We start from the raw sequence: 15,475 nt of genomic DNA on the forward strand, positions 1-15,475 counted from the left end.
GCGACGGCTGGCGACATGGTGAGGAGTGACCCAGGGATGACGGCCGGGAACAACGGCGCGAGCAAACCCGAGGACGACGATCCGTTCGGCTACCTGTACGCGGACGGGCAGGCAGCGGGCGCACAGGCGCCCGGGCAGGGCGGCTACGGCTACCCCGGTCCGGCCGCGCAGCCCGGCGTGCCCAGGACGTCGTACAACCAGGTGCGGGCGGTCGGCGAGCGCCAGTACGGGCAGGTCCCGCAGCAGCAGGCCTACGGCCAGCAGGCGCCGCCGCAGTACGGCCAGCCCAATCAGCAGTACGGCCAGCCGAACCAGCAGTACGGCCAGCCCAACCCGCAGTACGCGGCTCCGGAGAACTACCCGGGTGGCGCGGTGACCGCGCAGCACGGGTCGGTCGCCGGCGGCGGGCGGAACGCGGGCGGTCCCGGACGTGGCGGCCCCAACACCAAGGCGATGCTGATCGCGGCGGTCGCCGTGGTCGCGGTCGTCCTCATCGGTATCGGCGCCGCGCTGATGACCGGTGACGACAGCGAGGGCAAGAAGGACGAGGCCGGTTCGTCGGCGGGTCCGGCCGACGAGGTCCAGGAGTCCCCGAAGCCGGAGAAGTCCGAGAAGCCGTCGAAGGAGCCCGTCGAACTGCCCGAGCAGGACGCGGCGACGCTGACGCTGGGCGGCACCGCCAAGCTGGACAACACGGTCAAGGGCGCCAAGAGCGCCAACGGCCAGTACATCAGCCTCAACGAGGTCGGCAGGTCCGCGACCTGGACGGTCGACGTGCCCGAGAGCGGCGCGTACACGCTGTTCGTGACCTACGGCGTGCCGGGCAAGGACGCGAAGACGTCCCTGACCGTGAACGACGAGGCGCCGCGGTCGATCAACATGAAGAACTTCGCTCAGGCCGCGGAGGGCGACCTGGAGAAGGGCTGGACGCGTACGTACGCCTGGGTCCAGCTCAAGAAGGGGTCGAACTCGCTGATGCTCTCGTGCAACGAGGGTGATTCCTGCGACGCCAACCTCGACCAGCTGTCGCTGAAGTCGGGTCACGTCAAGCACTGACCCCTTCCGAGTCTCCGTACCACCGTCGTCCCGGTCATCGCGCGCAGCGAGCCGGGACGCGGTGTTCTCCGGGGAGGCGGGGGCGTCGGCTCAGGCGGCCGGTGCCTGCCGCTCGACCTGGACGCGGTCCAGCAGGTCCTCGTAGGCCGCGCGGTCGAACTCCCCTGCCGCCGGGGCCAGTACGGTCGCCGTGGACAGGGCGACCGCGCGGGTCAGCCGGTCCTGCCAGCCGAGCCCCTCGGCCAGGGCCGACAGGAGTCCGGCGACGGCGGAGTCGCCCGCGCCCGTCGGGTTGCCTGCCACGGCGCGGGGCGGTGCGGCCCGCCAGGTGCCGTCCGGGGTGACGGCGAGGAGCCCGTCGGGGCCCAGCGAGGCCACCACGCTGTGCGCGCCGCGGCGGCGGGCGTCGCGGGTGGCGCGCAGCGGTTCGCGTGCGCCGGTCAGCTGGGCGAGTTCCTCGGCGTTCGGCTTGATCAGGTCGGGGCGGGCGGCGATGCCGCGGCGCAGCGGCTCGCCCGCGGTGTCCAGCAGCACGGGCACCCCCGCGGAGCGGGCGAGGCGTATGAGCTCGGCGTACGCGCCGACGTGGATGCCGGGTGGCAGGCTGCCGCAGAGGGCGACTGCGTCGGCCTCCGGCAGGAGCTTCCCGAACGTCCCGAGGAAGGCGGCCCACTCGTCGGCCCCGATGTGCGGGCCCGGCTCGTTGAGCTGGGTGGTGTCGCCGGTGGAGCGGTCGACGACGGCGACGGTGCGCCGGGTGCTCCCCGCGACGGCGACGAGTGCGTCGGTGGGGGCGTGGGGCAGGCCGCCGAGGAGTTCGCGCAGGACGTCGCCGGTGCGGCCGCCCGCGAAGCCGGTGACCACGGTCTCGTGTCCCAGCGCCGCCAGGACGCGGGCCACGTTGACGCCCTTGCCTCCGGGGCGTTCGGTCACCTCGCGGACGCGGTGGCTGCCGTGCGGGACGAGGACGGGCACCGAGTACGTCAGGTCGAGTGCCGTGTTCAGCGTGACGGTCAGTATCACCCGTACCGGCCCCCGGTTCCTTCGTCGTACGTGCTGCCGCGCCGTCTCCTCACGGCGCGTCCCCGGTGATCATGCCAAAGAGACGGCGGTCGTCCCAGATGTCCGGGACAACCGCCGTCTCTTCGTTACGTGTTCGCCCGGGCGTCGCCCGGGGTGCCGCCGTCAGACGCCGGCGGGCCTCACGATCCACTCGCCGCGGCGCATGACGCCGCGGAGGGCGAAGCCGGCGTCCAGGACCACCAGGTCGGCGTCCTTGCCCGGCTCCAGCGAGCCGACCCGGTCGTACATCCCGAGGAGGCGGGCCGGGTTGGCGGAGATGGACCGTACGACGTCCTCGACGGGGAGCTCGTCGATCGTCACGGCCCTGCGGAACGCGGTGTCCAGGGTGAGGGTGGAGCCGGCGATCGAGCCTCCCTCGACGAGGCGTGCGACGCCGTCCTTGACCTCGACGGCGAGCGGCCCGAGCTGGTAGTGGCCGTCGCCGGCGCCCGCCGCGTCCATGGCGTCGGTGATCAGCGCGACCCGTCCGGCGCCCGCGTGGTGGAAGGCGAGCTCCAGGGCGGCGGGGTGCAGGTGGGTGCCGTCGTTGATCAGCTCGACGGTGACCCGCTCGTCCTCCAGCAGCGCCGCGATCGGGCCGGGCGCGCGGTGGCCGATGGCGGGCATCGCGTTGAAGAGGTGGGTGGCGACGGTGGCGCCCGCGTCGATCGCCTCGACGGTCTGCTCGTACGTCGCGTCGGTGTGGCCGACCGCGGCGATCACTCCGTGCTCGGCGAGCAGCCGTACGGAATCGATGCCGCCCGGCAGCTCCGTGGCGAGGGTGACCATCTTCGCCGTGCCGCGCGCCGCGTCGATCAGCTTGCGGACCTCGGCCGGGTCGGGGTGCCTGAGCAGCCCTTCGCTGTGGGCGCCCTTGCGGCAGGGGGAGATGAACGGGCCCTCGAAGTGGACCCCGGCGATCTCGCCCTGCTCGGCCAGCTCCGAGAGCATGCCCGCCTGGCGGGCCAGGAAGTCCGTCTCACCGGTGACGGTGGAGGCGACGACGGTCGTCGTGCCGTGCTCCCGGTGCGCCCTGACGCCGGTCAGGACGTCGTCGGCGGTGCCGGTGGCGAACGAGGCTCCGCCGCCGCCGTGGTTGTGGATGTCGACGAATCCGGGGACCACCCAGTGGCCGGAGAGGTCGACGGTCCGTGCGCCGTCCGGCGCGCTGCCGGCGATCCGGGTGCCTTCGACGATCACCCGGCCGTTCTCGACGGTCCCGGTGGGAAGTACCACCCGGGCCCCTGCGAGAACCGTGCTGTCTGCGCGTCCGGCCATCAGGCGGATACCTCCGTGGAGAGTAGATCCCAGGCGAGCAGCCCTGCGCCCAGGCATCCGGCGGTGTCCCCGAGGGCCGCCGGGACGATGTGGGGCAGCTTCTGGAACGTGACGCGTTCCTCGACGGCCGCACGCAGTGGTGTGAACAAGGTTTCCCCCGCCTCGGCGAGACCGCCACCGATGATGAGTGTGCGGGGGTCCAGCAGAGTGAGGGCGGTGACCAGGCCGGCGGCGAGGGCGTCGACGGCGTTCCGCCAGACGTCCAGGGCCGCCGGGTCGCCCGAGGCGACGGCCTTCGCGCAGTCCGCGGCGTCGGCGTCCGGGTCGCCCGAGGCGGTGGCCCACGCCCGGGAGACGGCGCCTGCCGAGGCGAGGGTCTCCAGGCAGCCGCGCTGTCCGCAGCCGCATTCCGGGCCGTCCGGCCGGACGACGACGTGGCCGATCTCGCCCGCGTAGCCGTGCGCGCCCGCCTCGATGGTGCCGCCGATGCCGATGGCTCCGGCGATCCCGGTGCCCAGCGGCACGAAGAGGAAGCGGTCCGCTCCCCGGCCTGCCCCGATCCGCCCTTCGGCGAGGCCGCCGGTCCTGACGTCGTGTCCGAGGGCGACGGGGATGCCGCCGAGCCGTTCGCCGATCAGGGCGCGCAGCGGTACGTCGCTCCAGCCCAGGTTGGCGGCGTAGACGGCGATCCCGCGCTCCGCGTCGACGATGCCCGGCACCGCCACCCCGGCGGCCACCGCGCCCTCGCCGAGGTGCTCCTCGCCGTAGGCGTACAGATCCGCGGCGAACTCCAGGATCGTCTCCACGACGGCCTCGGCCCCGCGGTCCCTGCCGGTCGCCCGCCGTGCCTCGTGGAGCAGGGTGCCGTCGCTCCCGACCAGAGCGGCCTTCATTCCTGTGCCGCCCACATCGAGGGCGATGACGTGTCTCACGGGAGACAGTTTCGCCCGACGACCCCTAAAAGGTCTAGTCCACTAGCGTAGTTTGTTGAGCACCCATACAAAACGCTCCTGCTACATTGCCCGATCGAGACGTGAGTGGTGTAGACCTCAGCGCGTGCGTGAGGCAGGATCGCGGTTCATCGCCGGAGCGGTGACTTCCGCGTCGACCTATCGAGGGATGGACAGGGCTGTGCAGCGGCGCTTTGTGGGTCTGACCGCGGCGGTTGCCGCACTCGGAATGGCGGCAACGTTGTCGGGGTGCGGCTCCGACTCCGCGGGCGGCGGCGACGTCACCCTGCGGCTGGTCGCCGCCGACTACGGCACCGGCGAGGCCAACAGCTCGCAGAAGTACTGGGACGGCGTCGCCGAGAAGTTCGAGCAGCAGAACCCCGGGATCGACGTCGAGGTCAGCGTCTACTCCTGGAAGGACGTCGACCGCAAGGTCGCGGAGATGGTGAAGGCCGGCGAGGCCCCGGACATCGCGCAGATCGGCGCCTACGCCGACTACGCCGAGGCGGGCAAGCTCTACACGGCCGACGAGATGATCGCCATCCGCACCGGGTCCAACTTCCTGCCCTCCCTCACCGACGCCGGGAAGGTCGACGGCGACATCTACGGCCTGCCGTTCGTGGCCAGCACCCGGCTGCTCTTCTACAACAAGGGCCTCTTCGCCAAGGCGGGCCTCGGCGCCCCGCAGACCTGGGACGACATCGAGTCCGACGCCGCCGCCCTCGAGCAGCGCGGCGTGACGTACCCCTTCGCCCTGCCGCTCGGGCAGGAGGAGTCCCAGGCCGAGACGCTGATGTGGATGCTGAGCGGCGGCGGTGGCTACACGGACGAGGTCGGCAACTACGCCATCGACTCCCCGGCCAACATCGCCACCTTCCAGTGGCTGAAGAACCACCTCGTCGGCAAGGGCCTGACCGGTCCCGTCGCGCCGGGCAAGCTCGACCGGGCGCAGGCCTTCGACGCCTTCACCAAGGGCGACGTGGGCATGCTCAACGGGCACCCGACCCTGATGCAGGAGGCCGAGAAGAGCGGCGTGCAGGTCGGCATGGTCCCGCTGCCCGGAGTCGACGGTCCGACCAAGGGCTCCATGGGCGTGGCCGACTGGATGATGGGCTTCAAGCAGAACGGCCACCGCGCCGAGATAGGCAAGTTCCTCGACTTCGCCTACACCGACGAGAACGTGCTGGCCTTCGCGGACGAGTACGACCTGCTGCCCGTGACCAGCACCGCCTCCACGAAGATGGAGGCCGACAAGAAGCACAAGGCGCTGCACGAGTTCCTCACCGCGCTGCCCAACTCCACCCTGCCGCCCTTCGGCAAGACCTCGTGGGCTCAGGTCAGCGAGGCGATCAAGGGCAAAATCGGGGCCGCGGTCGAGCCCGGCGGCAGCCCGGAGAACGTCCTCGTGCAGCTCGCCACCAAGGCCCGCCAGGCGGAGAACGCCACCTGAGGGCCGTCCGGGGAGGCCGAGGAGGTGCAGGCCGCCCGCCCCGCGGCCGCGGTGTGGTCCGCCGGGACCGGCCCAGGGCCGTACCGCCGCCGCATCGCCCTCTGGGTAGGTTGGTCGTATGACCGCCAGTTCCTCCGGACCGTCCGGCCCCTCCGGCCCCGGTGCCCCGCTCTCCGCCCAGGAGCGCGGGGTGCTCGCGCTGGAGCGGCGCTCCTGGCCCGGGCCCGGTGCCAAGGAGCGGGCGATCCGTGAGGAGCTCGGCCTCTCCCCGGTCCGCTACTACCAGCTGCTGAACGCGCTCCTGGACGACCGTCGTGCGCTGGAGGAGGACCCCGTCACGGTCAACCGGCTCCGCCGGGTGCGCGAGGCCAGACGCGGCAGGCGCTGAGCCCCCGCGACCCGCGCGGCCGGTGCCGGCCCGCGCGCCCGCCGCACCTTCCGCCGCCGTGTCCGGAACGCCCGAACTGCTCCCGCCGTGATACTTGGAGTGCATGCTCAGCAGAGTCCGTGCCCGTGTTCTGCCCGCCGCCCAGCGCCGCTCCCTGGAGGAGCTCGCGGAGGACCTGGACCTCTCGTCCGGGGACAGAGGGTCCAAGCGCTCGGCCTTCTGGACGATGCTGGTGCTGTCGTCGGTCATCGCCGCGGGCGGGGTGCTGACGGACTCGACGGCCACTGTCATCGGGGCCATGATCATCGCTCCGCTCTCCACGCCGATCATGGGCATCGCCCTGGGCTCGGTGCAGCGACGGCGCAACGGCGCGGTCCTGGTCGTCCTCCTCGCCTGCCTGCTGGTCATCGCGATCGGCGTGGTGATGTCGCTCGTCCTCCCCGGCGACTACGACCTGCTGTCCAACAGCCAGATCTCGGGGCGCACCTCACCCGGCCTGCTGGACCTGATCGCCGCGCTGGCGACGGGCTTCGCCGGAGCCGTGGCACTGGCCCGGCGTGACGTCGCCGCCGTGCTGCCCGGCGTGGCGATCGCCATCTCCCTCGTGCCGCCCCTGGTGGTCGTCGGCGTCTGCCTGGGCAGCGGGTCCGGATGGCTCTCCCTCGGGGCGCTGGTGCTCTTCGTCTCCAACCTCTTCGCGCTGGTCTTCGGGGGCATGGTCGTCTTCGCCACGCTCGCCTACGGCTCCCGGCCCCAGGAGGCCGGCGGAACGGCCGAGACGGCCGGCCGGCCGGCGCGCAGGGCCTACATCGCCATGGCCATGCTCTTCGCGGTGGTGTTCGTGCCGCTGGCGGCCAACACCGCGGCCACCCTGCTGATCAACGTCTGGACCGAACGGGTCCGCGCCGCCGCCGAGCAGTGGCTGGCCGACGAACCCGGCGCGTCCGTGACCGGCGTGGAGACGGTGTCCCGGACCTTCCACGTCCGCGTACGGGTACCCGGCGACCTGCCACCGGTGGACGGGCTGCTCCGGAGGATCGACGGACAGGTCCCCGACGGCCTGCCCGTCGTCGTCGACGCGACGCGCGGCCGCCGCATCGAGGTGGGCCGCGTCGGCCAGTGAGGCCCCGGACCCGGCGGGGACGCCGGGTGCCGGCTCCCGGCCGGCGGCGGCACCCGCCGGAACACCGGGCCGGGGACCCGTACCGGCCGCTCCGTCCGGGGGCCGCGCGGCGGTGCTGCCCGCCCGCTACGCTCACTCGCATGGGCAACCCGGCACACCCTCTCCCGACCCCGTCCACCCAGGCCGGCCGCGACGGCCTCGCCGCGCTCCTCTCCCGCCCCGCCGGTGCGGTGATCGCACTGGACTTCGACGGCACGCTCGCCGACATCGTCCCGGACCCGGAGCAGGCCCGCGCCCACGCGGACGTCGTCCCGGCCCTGACCGCACTCGCCCCGCTCGTCTCCGCCGTCGCGGTGATCACCGGCCGCCCGCCGGACACCGCCGTACGCTTCGGCGGCTTCGCGGGAGCGCCCGGCCTCGACCACCTCGTCGTCCTCGGGCACTACGGAGCCGAACGCTGGGACGCGGCCACCGGCAAGGTGAGCGCCCCCGCCACGGACCCCGGGGTCGAGGCCGTGCGGGCCGAACTCCCCGCCGTCCTGGCGGAGGCCGGCGCCGGTGACGGCACCTGGACCGAGGACAAGGGCCGCGCCGTCGCGGTGCACACCCGCCGTGCCGACGACCCGCAGGCCACCTTCGAGGCGCTGCGCACCCCGCTGGCAGGCCTCGCCGCCCGCCACGGCCTGATCGTCGAGCCGGGCCGCCTCGTCCTGGAACTGCGCCCCGCCGGGATGGACAAGGGCGTGGCGCTGGAGGCGTACGTCAAGGAGGTCGGAGCCGGCTCCGTGCTGTACGCGGGTGACGACCTCGGCGACCTGGCCGCGTACGCGGCGGTGGAGAAGCTCCGCACCGAGGGCGTCCCCGGACTGCTGGTCTGCAGCGGGACCGAGGTCCCGGAACTGGCGGCCCGCGCCGACCTCACGCTGCCGGGCCCCGCGGCGGTCGCGGGTCTCCTGGGGGCGCTGGCGCGCCGGCTCGCGGACGGCTGACAGGGCCCGGGGCCCCGGCGAGTCCGGGGCCCGCGGCCCGCGGTCAGTCCCGGAGCGCGTCCAGCTGGTCCAGGAACCACTGCTGCGGCGGGAGGGCGGTCGCCGCCGCGGCCAGGCGCTTCGTACGGGAGCCGCGGTCGCCCGCCTCCATCGTCAGGGCCTCGTGCAGCGCCTCGGCCGTGGCCGACACGTCGTACGGGTTGACCACGATCGCGTCCTCGCCCAGCTCCTCGTAGGCCCCTGCCTCCTGGGAGAGCACCAGCGCGCAGCCGTCGTCGGAGACGACCGGCACCTCCTTGGCGACCAGGTTCATGCCGTCCCGGATCGGGTTGACCAGCGCCACGTCCGCCAGCCGGTACGCGGCCAGGGAGCGGGCGAAGTCGTCGTCGACGTGGAGCAGGACGGGGGTCCAGCCCGGTGTGCCGTACTCCGCGTTGATCGCGTCGGCGACCCGCTGGACCTCGGCGGTGTAGTCCCGGTAGACCGCCAGGTCCTGCCGTGAGGGGTAGGCGAAGGCGATGTGAACCACGCGTTCGCGCCATTCGGGGCGCTCCTCCAGGAGCGCGCGGTAGGCGTGCAGGCCGCGCACGATGTTCTTGGAGAGCTCGGTGCGGTCCACCCGTACGATCGTGCGCCGGTCCGCGCCCACCTGCTCCCGCAGGATCTCCATGCGCTCGTCGACGTCCGCCTCGTGGGAGCGGCGGCGCAGGAAGTCCGCGTCGGCGCCCAGCCCGTGCACCCCGATCCGGGTGTGGCCGGTTCCGCCGAGGACGCTCGTGCAGCAGCCGATGAAGGCGTCCGCCCAGCGGCGGGTCAGGAACGCGGCGCGGTCCGCGCCCAGGATGCCCTTGAGCAGCTGTTCGCCGATGTCGTCGGGCAGCAGCCGGAAGTAGTCGACGGGGGCCCAGGGCGTGTGGGAGAAGTGGCCGATCCGCAGGTCGGGGCGGAGCTCGCGCAGCATCCCCGGGACCAGCGAGAGGTGGTAGTCCTGCACCAGGACCGCGGCGCCCTCGCCCGCCTCCTCGGCGAGCGCCTCGGCGAAGGCCCGGTTGTACGCCTCGTAGGAGGCCCACTGCCGGCGGAACTCCGCGTCGAAGACGGGCTCCACGGGGGTCTGGTAGATCATGTGGTGCACGAACCACAGCACCGAGTTGGCGATGCCGTTGTAGGCGTCGGCGTGGACCCCGGCGTCGATGTCGAGCATCCGCACGCCGGGCTCCGACACCCCGCGCCTGACGGCCTCGCGGTCGCCGTCACCGAGGGCGGCGCACACCCACAGCTTGTCGTCGACGGCGCTGAGGCCGGACACGAGCCCGCCGCCGCCCCGTTTCGACGCGAGCGTGCCGTCCTCCCGCCGGGTGTACGACACCGGGCCGCGGTTGGACGCGACGAGTACCTGGGCAGCGTGCTCGGAGACCATGTACCCGAACCTAGCCCGTTCGGGAAGCCGCCAAACGTGAGGTGACCCTGGAGCCGGAAGGGAAGAACCGTTACGCCGCTCGTCGTGCGGTGTACTCCGCGATCTCCCGCATCGGCGGCCTCTCCTCGGTGTCCACCGGGTGGGTGCGGGGGATGAAACCGTCCGGTCCGCGCTCGAACTGGGTGATCTCGGGGCGCACCAGCGGTCCTCGCGAGAGGCGCAGCTGCGCCGTCCGGTAGATCGTCGCCGCCATCCGGCCGAGGGCCTGGCCGTCCTGGTGGCGGTGCTTGCGCACGCCGACGTCGACCTGCGCCAGCGCGTCCAGACCGACGGTGTGCAGGGCGTCGACGAGGAGCCCCAGCTCGACCCCGTAGCCGACCGGGAAGGGGAGCTGTTCCAGCAGTGAGCGCCGGACGGCGTACTCGCCGCCGAGCGGCTGGACGAAACCGGCCAGCGCCGGCCAGTGGAGGTTGAGCAGCGGGCGTGCGACCAGTTCGGTGACCCGGCCGCCCTGGCCGGAGGTCTCGCCGAGAGGCCGGTCGTACATGGCCTTGACGAAGTGCACCGACGGGTCGGTCAGCAGCGGGCCCACGGTCCCGGAGACGAAGTCCGCCGAGAACTCCTTGAGGTCGGCGTCGACGAAGCAGACGATCTCCCCGCTGGTGACCAGCAGTGACCGCCACAGCACCTCGCCCTTGCCGGGCACCGCGGGCATCCGGGGGAGGATCGCGTCCCGGTGCACCACCCGGGCGCCGGCACGGCGGGCGACCTCCGCGGTGGCGTCGGTGGACCCGGAGTCGATCACCACGAGTTCGTCGACGAGCGGGACCTTCTCGACCAGCTCGCGCCGGATCTCCGCGACGATCTCGCCGACCGTCGCCTCCTCGTTCAGCGCGGGCAGCACGACACTCACACGTGAGCGGTGCGGATCCCGCGCCCGCGCCGCCGTGAGATGGTCCAGCGGGCGGTCGGAGGCCGACCACGAACGCCTGGCCAGCCAGCGCTCCACCTCTTCCAGCACGGGCGATACTCCCTGTATGTGATCCATCTCGCGGTTCGGACGACTATCTCGACCGCTGTGTGCGTCGGTTACAGTCTTGAACAACGCGGACGACTCCCGCATCTCGGGGTCGGTCCACGGACAAACGCCCGGATCCATGATCCGGTGCCACAGCGCTCATCCAGAGGGACTGAGGGAACGGCCCGTTGAAGTCCCGGCAACCCTCCTGCCGACCGCGAGGTCACGGTGGGGAAGGTGCCAATTCCGTCTTGCGGCGAAATACGTCGTGAGGAAGATGAGGAGAAAGGGCCTCCGCCATCATGGCCGTGCAGACAGTTGCAGCAAACACCGATTCTTCCGCCGTGGACCTCGGTCCCGCCGTGGCGCTTTCCTGCCGCGAATGCGGTGAGCGATTCGCTCTGGGCCCCATTTTCGCCTGTGCGTCCTGTTTCGGGCCGCTCGAAGTCGCCTACGACCTGCCGAGCGGCTCTCCCGAGGAGCTGAAGAAGCGCATCGCCGAGGGTCCGGACAACATCTGGCGTTACGCGCCGCTGCTGCCCGTCCCCGCCGACGTCGCGGACAAGCCCAACATCAACCCCGGCTTCACCAAGCTGGTCAAGGCCGACAACCTCGCCCGCGAGCTGGGCGTGACCGGCGGCCTGTACGTCAAGGACGACTCCGGCAACCCGACGCACTCCTTCAAGGACCGTGTCGTCGCCATCGCCGTCGAGGCCGCCCGCGCGTTCGGCTTCACCACGCTCTCCTGCTCCTCCACCGGCAACCTCGCCGGCGCCGTCGGCGCCGCCGCCGCCCGCGCCGGCTTCCGTTCCTGCGTGTTCATCCCGCACGACCTGGAGCAGGGCAAGGTCGTCATGGCCGCGGTGTACGGCGGCGAGCTGGTCGGCATCGACGGCAACTACGACGACGTCAACCGCTTCTGCTCGGAGCTCATCGGCGACCCGCTCGGTGAGGGCTGGGGCTTCGTCAACGTCAACCTGCGCCCGTACTACGGCGAGGGCTCCAAGACGCTGGCCTACGAGATCTGCGAGCAGCTCGGCTGGCGGCTGCCCGACCAGATCGTCATCCCGATCGCGTCCGGCTCGCAGCTCACGAAGATCGACAAGGGCCTCCAGGAGCTGATCAAGCTCGGCCTCGTCGAGGACAAGCCGTACAAGATCTTCGGCGCCCAGGCCGAGGGCTGCTCCCCGGTCTCCACCGCCTTCAAGGCCGGCCACGACGTGGTGCGCCCGCAGAAGCCGAACACCATCGCCAAGTCCCTGGCGATCGGCAACCCGGCCGACGGCCCGTACGTCCTGGACATCGCCCGGCGCACCGGCGGCGCCGTCGAGGACGTCAACGACGAGCAGGTCGTCGACGCGATCAAGCTGCTGGCCCGCACCGAGGGCATCTTCGCGGAGACCGCGGGCGGGGTGACGGTCGGGGTGACGAAGAAGCTCATCGAGGACGGTCTGCTCGACCCGGCCCTGACGACCGTCGTCCTGAACACCGGCGACGGGCTGAAGACGCTCGACGCGGTCGCCCCGACGACCGGCCTGTCGGCGACGATCCGGCCCAGCCTGGACGCGTTCCGCGACGCGGGCCTCGCAGCCGCCAACTGACCACCCGAGACCGAAGGAAGGCACCCTCATGAGCGTCAAGGTCCGTATCCCCACCATCCTCCGCACGTACACGGGCGGCCAGGCCGAGGTCCCGGCGGAGGGTTCCACCCTCTCCGAGGTCATCGCGTCCCTGGAGGCGAACCACCCGGGCATCGGCGCCCGTGTCCTGGACGACCAGGGCAAGCTGCGCCGCTTCGTCAACGTGTACGTCAACGACGACGACGTGCGCTTCGAGGGCGGCCTGGACGCGGCCACGCCGGACGGTGCCGGCGTCTCGATCATCCCGGCCGTCGCCGGCGGCTGAGGCCCTTGCGGCAGGGCCGGCGCGACCGCCGGCCAACCGCGCAGAGTGACCACCACGACCCCCTCCGCGAGAGAAGCGGAGGGGGTCATTCTGCATGGTTGAGCGCGGTACAGTTGGGGAAGTCCCCGCCGCTGCCCGTGCCGCCCGCATATGAGAATGCGCCCGGCCCCGACAAGAAGCAGCCAAAGTACGTGAACTCCTTGAGGCATAAGTGGCCTTTGTCAGGCCCGACTTGCCCTGGAATCCAGTGAATCCACCCTTTCCGGGCGGTCGCGCGTGCTCAGAATTCTCGTCCGATTGACCTGTTGCAGAGGGCAGTTGGGCAGATACATTCGGCCGCGGTCGACGCGTTCCGGCGCACACCGCCCTCTCCTGTCGGAGGGTGAGTTCTGACCCGGGCCCGCGAAGTGCGGCGCTCGTGCAAGGGCCAGTAATAGGGGAGTTGGGCATGGCTCAGGGCACCGTCAAGTGGTTCAACGCGGAGAAGGGGTACGGCTTCATCGCGGTCGACGGTGGTGCGGATGTTTTCGTCCACTACAGCGCGATCCAGATGGACGGGTACCGCACCCTCGAAGAGGGTCAGCGAGTTGAATTCGAGATCTCGCAGGGCCAGAAGGGGCCGCAGGCGGACATGGTCAAGCTCGCCGTCGGCTGAGCTCGGCACGGTCGTCCGACGACACCACTCACACACGCGGGGCCCGTACCTCCCACCGGGGTACGGGCCCCGCGTGCGTCTCCGTCCGGCGCGGAGGCGTCCCGCGCAGGGGTGCCGTATCCCGGAGGCGCTTGCCCTCCCGTCACCCGCCGCCACCCCGCCGGCGAGCCTTCTCCGAAGGCGCTTGCCCTCCCGTCACCCGCCGCCACCCCGCCGGCGAGCCTTCTCCGAAGGCGCTTGCCCTCCCGTCACCCGCCGCCACCCCACCAGCGAGCCTTCTCCGAAGGCGCTTGCACTCTAGGGGGTCGAGTGCTAATCATTGGCGTTAGCACTCTCCAGGTGAGAGTGACAGAACTTGGACCGGGCCGGTGAGGCCCGCAGGCCCGGTGGGGCAAGGAACCACTGGGCAGGCAGGCCGTCCGTCGCGGGCGCCTCTCGGTCCGGAGAAATCCACCCCTGTCCGGGAGGACCACTTCACATGGCCAAGATCATCGCGTTCGACGAGGAGGCACGGCGCGGTCTCGAGCGCGGGATGAACCAGCTCGCCGACGCCGTCAAGGTCACCCTCGGCCCCAAGGGCCGTAACGTCGTCCTCGAGAAGAAGTGGGGCGCGCCCACGATCACCAACGATGGTGTTTCCATCGCCAAGGAGATCGAGCTCGAGGACCCGTACGAGAAGATCGGTGCGGAGCTGGTCAAGGAGGTCGCCAAGAAGACGGACGACGTCGCCGGCGACGGTACGACCACCGCCACCGTTCTCGCCCAGGCGCTCGTCCGCGAGGGCCTGCGCAACGTCGCCGCGGGTGCCAATCCGATGGCTCTGAAGCGTGGCATCGAGAAGGCCGTCGAGGCCGTCTCCGCCGCCCTGCTGGAGCAGGCGAAGGACGTGGAGACCAAGGAGCAGATCGCTTCGACCGCCTCCATCTCCGCCGCCGACACCGAGATCGGCGCCAAGATCGCCGAGGCGATGGACAAGGTCGGCAAGGAAGGCGTCATCACCGTCGAGGAGTCCCAGACCTTCGGTCTGGAGCTGGAGCTCACCGAGGGTATGCGCTTCGACAAGGGCTACATCTCGGCGTACTTCGCCACCGACATGGAGCGTATGGAGACGTCGTTCGACGACCCGTACATCCTGATCGTCAACTCCAAGATCAGCAACGTGAAGGACCTCCTTCCGCTGCTCGAGAAGGTCATGCAGTCGGGCAAGCCCCTGCTGATCATCGCGGAGGACGTCGAGGGCGAGGCCCTGTCGACCCTGGTCGTGAACAAGATCCGTGGCACCTTCAAGTCCGTCGCCGTCAAGGCCCCGGGCTTCGGTGACCGCCGCAAGGCCATGCTCGGCGACATCGCCATCCTCACCGGTGGCACCGTCATCTCCGAGGAGGTCGGTCTCAAGCTGGAGAACGCCGGCCTGGACCTGCTCGGCAGCGCCCGCAAGGTCGTCATCACCAAGGACGAGACCACGATCGTCGACGGTGCCGGTGACAGCGACCAGGTCCAGGGTCGCGTCAACCAGATCCGTGCCGAGATCGAGAACTCCGACTCGGACTACGACCGCGAGAAGCTCCAGGAGCGCCTCGCGAAGCTGGCCGGCGGCGTGGCCGTCATCAAGGCCGGCGCCGCCACCGAGGTGGAGCTCAAGGAGCGCAAGCACCGCATCGAGGACGCGGTGCGCAACGCCAAGGCCGCCGTCGAGGAGGGCATCGTCGCCGGTGGTGGCGTGGCTCTGCTCCAGGCCTCGGCCGTCTTCGAGAAGCTCGACCTGACGGGCGACGAGGCGACCGGCGCCAACGCCGTCAAGCTCGCGCTGGAGGCCCCGCTCAAGCAGATCGCCGTCAACGGTGGTCTCGAGGGTGGCGTCGTCGTCGAGAAGGTGCGCAACCTCCCGATCGGTCACGGCCTCAACGCCGCGACCGGCGACTACGTCGACATGATCGCCGAGGGCATCCTCGACCCGGCGAAGGTCACGCGTTCCGCCCTGCAGAACGCCGCGTCCATCGCCGCGCTCTTCCTCACCACCGAGGCCGTCATCGCCGACAAGCCGGAGAAGGCCGCCGCGGCCGCTCCGGGCGGCATGCCGGGCGGTGACATGGACTTCTGATCCCCGGATCAGCTGTTCCAGGCAGTACCCGCAGTACCGTGCGACGCCGGCCCCCGGGATTCATCTCCCGGGGGCCGGCG

The 15,475-nt window shown here is 71.4% G+C and carries 14 protein-coding genes and 1 riboswitch; of the genes, 9 read left to right on the forward strand and 5 right to left on the reverse strand.

Annotated elements, in window-relative coordinates; all coding sequences use genetic code 11:
- Positions 1-36 precede the first annotated feature (36 nt).
- The gene (locus ACFXOA_RS08795; protein WP_385024110.1) at positions 37-1,056 is read left to right on the forward strand and encodes a carbohydrate-binding protein; all 1,020 of its coding nucleotides are present in this window, start codon (positions 37-39) and stop codon (positions 1,054-1,056) included.
- A gap of 90 nt (positions 1,057-1,146) precedes the next feature.
- Here ACFXOA_RS08795 and ACFXOA_RS08800 read toward each other — a convergent pair whose 3' ends face one another.
- The 3 genes from ACFXOA_RS08800 to ACFXOA_RS08810 all read right to left on the reverse strand — a co-directional run bounded on the left by ACFXOA_RS08800 (position 1,147) and on the right by ACFXOA_RS08810 (position 4,289).
- On the reverse strand, positions 1,147-2,079 hold the full coding sequence (locus tag ACFXOA_RS08800) for a 1-phosphofructokinase family hexose kinase (protein WP_385024112.1): 933 nt from the start codon (positions 2,077-2,079) through the stop codon (positions 1,147-1,149).
- A gap of 162 nt (positions 2,080-2,241) precedes the next feature.
- Positions 2,242-3,396 carry an N-acetylglucosamine-6-phosphate deacetylase gene (gene nagA, locus ACFXOA_RS08805; RefSeq protein ID WP_385024114.1) on the reverse strand — a complete coding sequence of 385 codons (1,155 nt, stop codon included), beginning with the start codon at positions 3,394-3,396 and terminating at the stop codon, positions 2,242-2,244.
- A complete protein-coding gene (locus ACFXOA_RS08810) occupies positions 3,396-4,289 on the reverse strand; it encodes an ROK family protein (protein WP_385024190.1) in 894 nt (297 codons plus the stop codon). The genes nagA and ACFXOA_RS08810 overlap by 1 nt, the downstream gene beginning before the upstream one ends.
- Before the next feature lie 226 nt (positions 4,290-4,515).
- Between ACFXOA_RS08810 and ACFXOA_RS08815 the strand changes: the two genes are divergently transcribed.
- From ACFXOA_RS08815 to otsB, 4 genes are all read left to right on the forward strand, one after another.
- Positions 4,516-5,796 (forward strand): ABC transporter substrate-binding protein, encoded by a 1,281-nt coding sequence (locus ACFXOA_RS08815; protein ID WP_385024116.1) that lies wholly within the window; start codon positions 4,516-4,518, stop codon positions 5,794-5,796.
- A 118-nt stretch (positions 5,797-5,914) separates the two neighbouring features.
- Positions 5,915-6,184 carry a DUF3263 domain-containing protein gene (locus tag ACFXOA_RS08820; RefSeq protein ID WP_385024118.1) on the forward strand — a complete coding sequence of 90 codons (270 nt, stop codon included), beginning with the start codon at positions 5,915-5,917 and terminating at the stop codon, positions 6,182-6,184.
- Positions 6,185-6,287: 103 nt separating this feature from the next.
- Complete coding sequence (locus ACFXOA_RS08825) at positions 6,288-7,307, forward strand: DUF389 domain-containing protein (RefSeq protein WP_385024120.1); 1,020 nt, start codon at positions 6,288-6,290, stop codon at positions 7,305-7,307.
- Between the two features lie 140 nt (positions 7,308-7,447).
- Positions 7,448-8,296, forward strand: a complete 849-nt coding sequence (gene otsB / locus ACFXOA_RS08830; protein WP_385024122.1) for a trehalose-phosphatase — start codon at positions 7,448-7,450, stop codon at positions 8,294-8,296.
- A 43-nt stretch (positions 8,297-8,339) separates the two neighbouring features.
- On the opposite strand, the gene ACFXOA_RS08835 is transcribed toward otsB, so the two are convergent.
- On the reverse strand, positions 8,340-9,716 hold the full coding sequence (locus ACFXOA_RS08835; protein WP_385024124.1) for a trehalose-6-phosphate synthase: 1,377 nt from the start codon (positions 9,714-9,716) through the stop codon (positions 8,340-8,342).
- A gap of 70 nt (positions 9,717-9,786) precedes the next feature.
- Positions 9,787-10,737, reverse strand: a complete 951-nt coding sequence (locus tag ACFXOA_RS08840) for a glucosyl-3-phosphoglycerate synthase (protein WP_385024126.1) — start codon at positions 10,735-10,737, stop codon at positions 9,787-9,789.
- A 153-nt stretch (positions 10,738-10,890) separates the two neighbouring features.
- A riboswitch (SAM riboswitch) is annotated at positions 10,891-11,018 on the forward strand.
- 18 nt (positions 11,019-11,036) lie between these two features.
- On the opposite strand from ACFXOA_RS08840, the gene thrC reads away from it, so the two are divergent.
- From thrC to groL, 4 genes are all read left to right on the forward strand, one after another.
- Positions 11,037-12,335 (forward strand): threonine synthase, encoded by a 1,299-nt coding sequence (thrC, locus tag ACFXOA_RS08845; protein ID WP_385024128.1) that lies wholly within the window; start codon positions 11,037-11,039, stop codon positions 12,333-12,335.
- Positions 12,336-12,363: 28 nt separating this feature from the next.
- On the forward strand, positions 12,364-12,639 hold the full coding sequence (locus ACFXOA_RS08850; protein ID WP_385024130.1) for a MoaD/ThiS family protein: 276 nt from the start codon (positions 12,364-12,366) through the stop codon (positions 12,637-12,639).
- 448 nt (positions 12,640-13,087) lie between these two features.
- Positions 13,088-13,294, forward strand: a complete 207-nt coding sequence (locus ACFXOA_RS08855) for a cold-shock protein (RefSeq protein ID WP_003967346.1) — start codon at positions 13,088-13,090, stop codon at positions 13,292-13,294.
- A 478-nt stretch (positions 13,295-13,772) separates the two neighbouring features.
- Entirely contained in the window at positions 13,773-15,395 is a 1,623-nt protein-coding gene (groL, locus tag ACFXOA_RS08860) for a chaperonin GroEL (RefSeq protein ID WP_362541553.1), read from the forward strand.
- Positions 15,396-15,475 lie beyond the last annotated feature (80 nt).

The sequence above is a fragment of the Streptomyces sp. NPDC059166 genome (assembly GCF_042755185.1).
GTDB lineage: Bacteria > Actinomycetota > Actinomycetes > Streptomycetales > Streptomycetaceae > Streptomyces.

Bases quoted from the DNA above. Each gene is read 5' to 3' on its own strand.
- ACFXOA_RS08795 (WP_385024110.1), top strand. From the start codon at position 37: ATGACGGCCGGGAACAACGGCGCGAGCAAACCCGAGGACGACGATCCG.
- nagA (WP_385024114.1), bottom strand. From the start codon at position 3,396: ATGGCCGGACGCGCAGACAGCACGGTTCTCGCAGGGGCCCGGGTGGTA.
- ACFXOA_RS08810 (WP_385024190.1), bottom strand. From the start codon at position 4,289: ATGAAGGCCGCTCTGGTCGGGAGCGACGGCACCCTGCTCCACGAGGCA.
- ACFXOA_RS08815 (WP_385024116.1), top strand. From the start codon at position 4,516: ATGGACAGGGCTGTGCAGCGGCGCTTTGTGGGTCTGACCGCGGCGGTT.
- ACFXOA_RS08820 (WP_385024118.1), top strand. From the start codon at position 5,915: ATGACCGCCAGTTCCTCCGGACCGTCCGGCCCCTCCGGCCCCGGTGCC.
- ACFXOA_RS08825 (WP_385024120.1), top strand. From the start codon at position 6,288: ATGCTCAGCAGAGTCCGTGCCCGTGTTCTGCCCGCCGCCCAGCGCCGC.
- otsB (WP_385024122.1), top strand. From the start codon at position 7,448: ATGGGCAACCCGGCACACCCTCTCCCGACCCCGTCCACCCAGGCCGGC.
- ACFXOA_RS08835 (WP_385024124.1), bottom strand. From the start codon at position 9,716: ATGGTCTCCGAGCACGCTGCCCAGGTACTCGTCGCGTCCAACCGCGGC.
- thrC (WP_385024128.1), top strand. From the start codon at position 11,037: ATGGCCGTGCAGACAGTTGCAGCAAACACCGATTCTTCCGCCGTGGAC.
- ACFXOA_RS08850 (WP_385024130.1), top strand. From the start codon at position 12,364: ATGAGCGTCAAGGTCCGTATCCCCACCATCCTCCGCACGTACACGGGC.
- ACFXOA_RS08855 (WP_003967346.1), top strand. From the start codon at position 13,088: ATGGCTCAGGGCACCGTCAAGTGGTTCAACGCGGAGAAGGGGTACGGC.
- groL (WP_362541553.1), top strand. From the start codon at position 13,773: ATGGCCAAGATCATCGCGTTCGACGAGGAGGCACGGCGCGGTCTCGAG.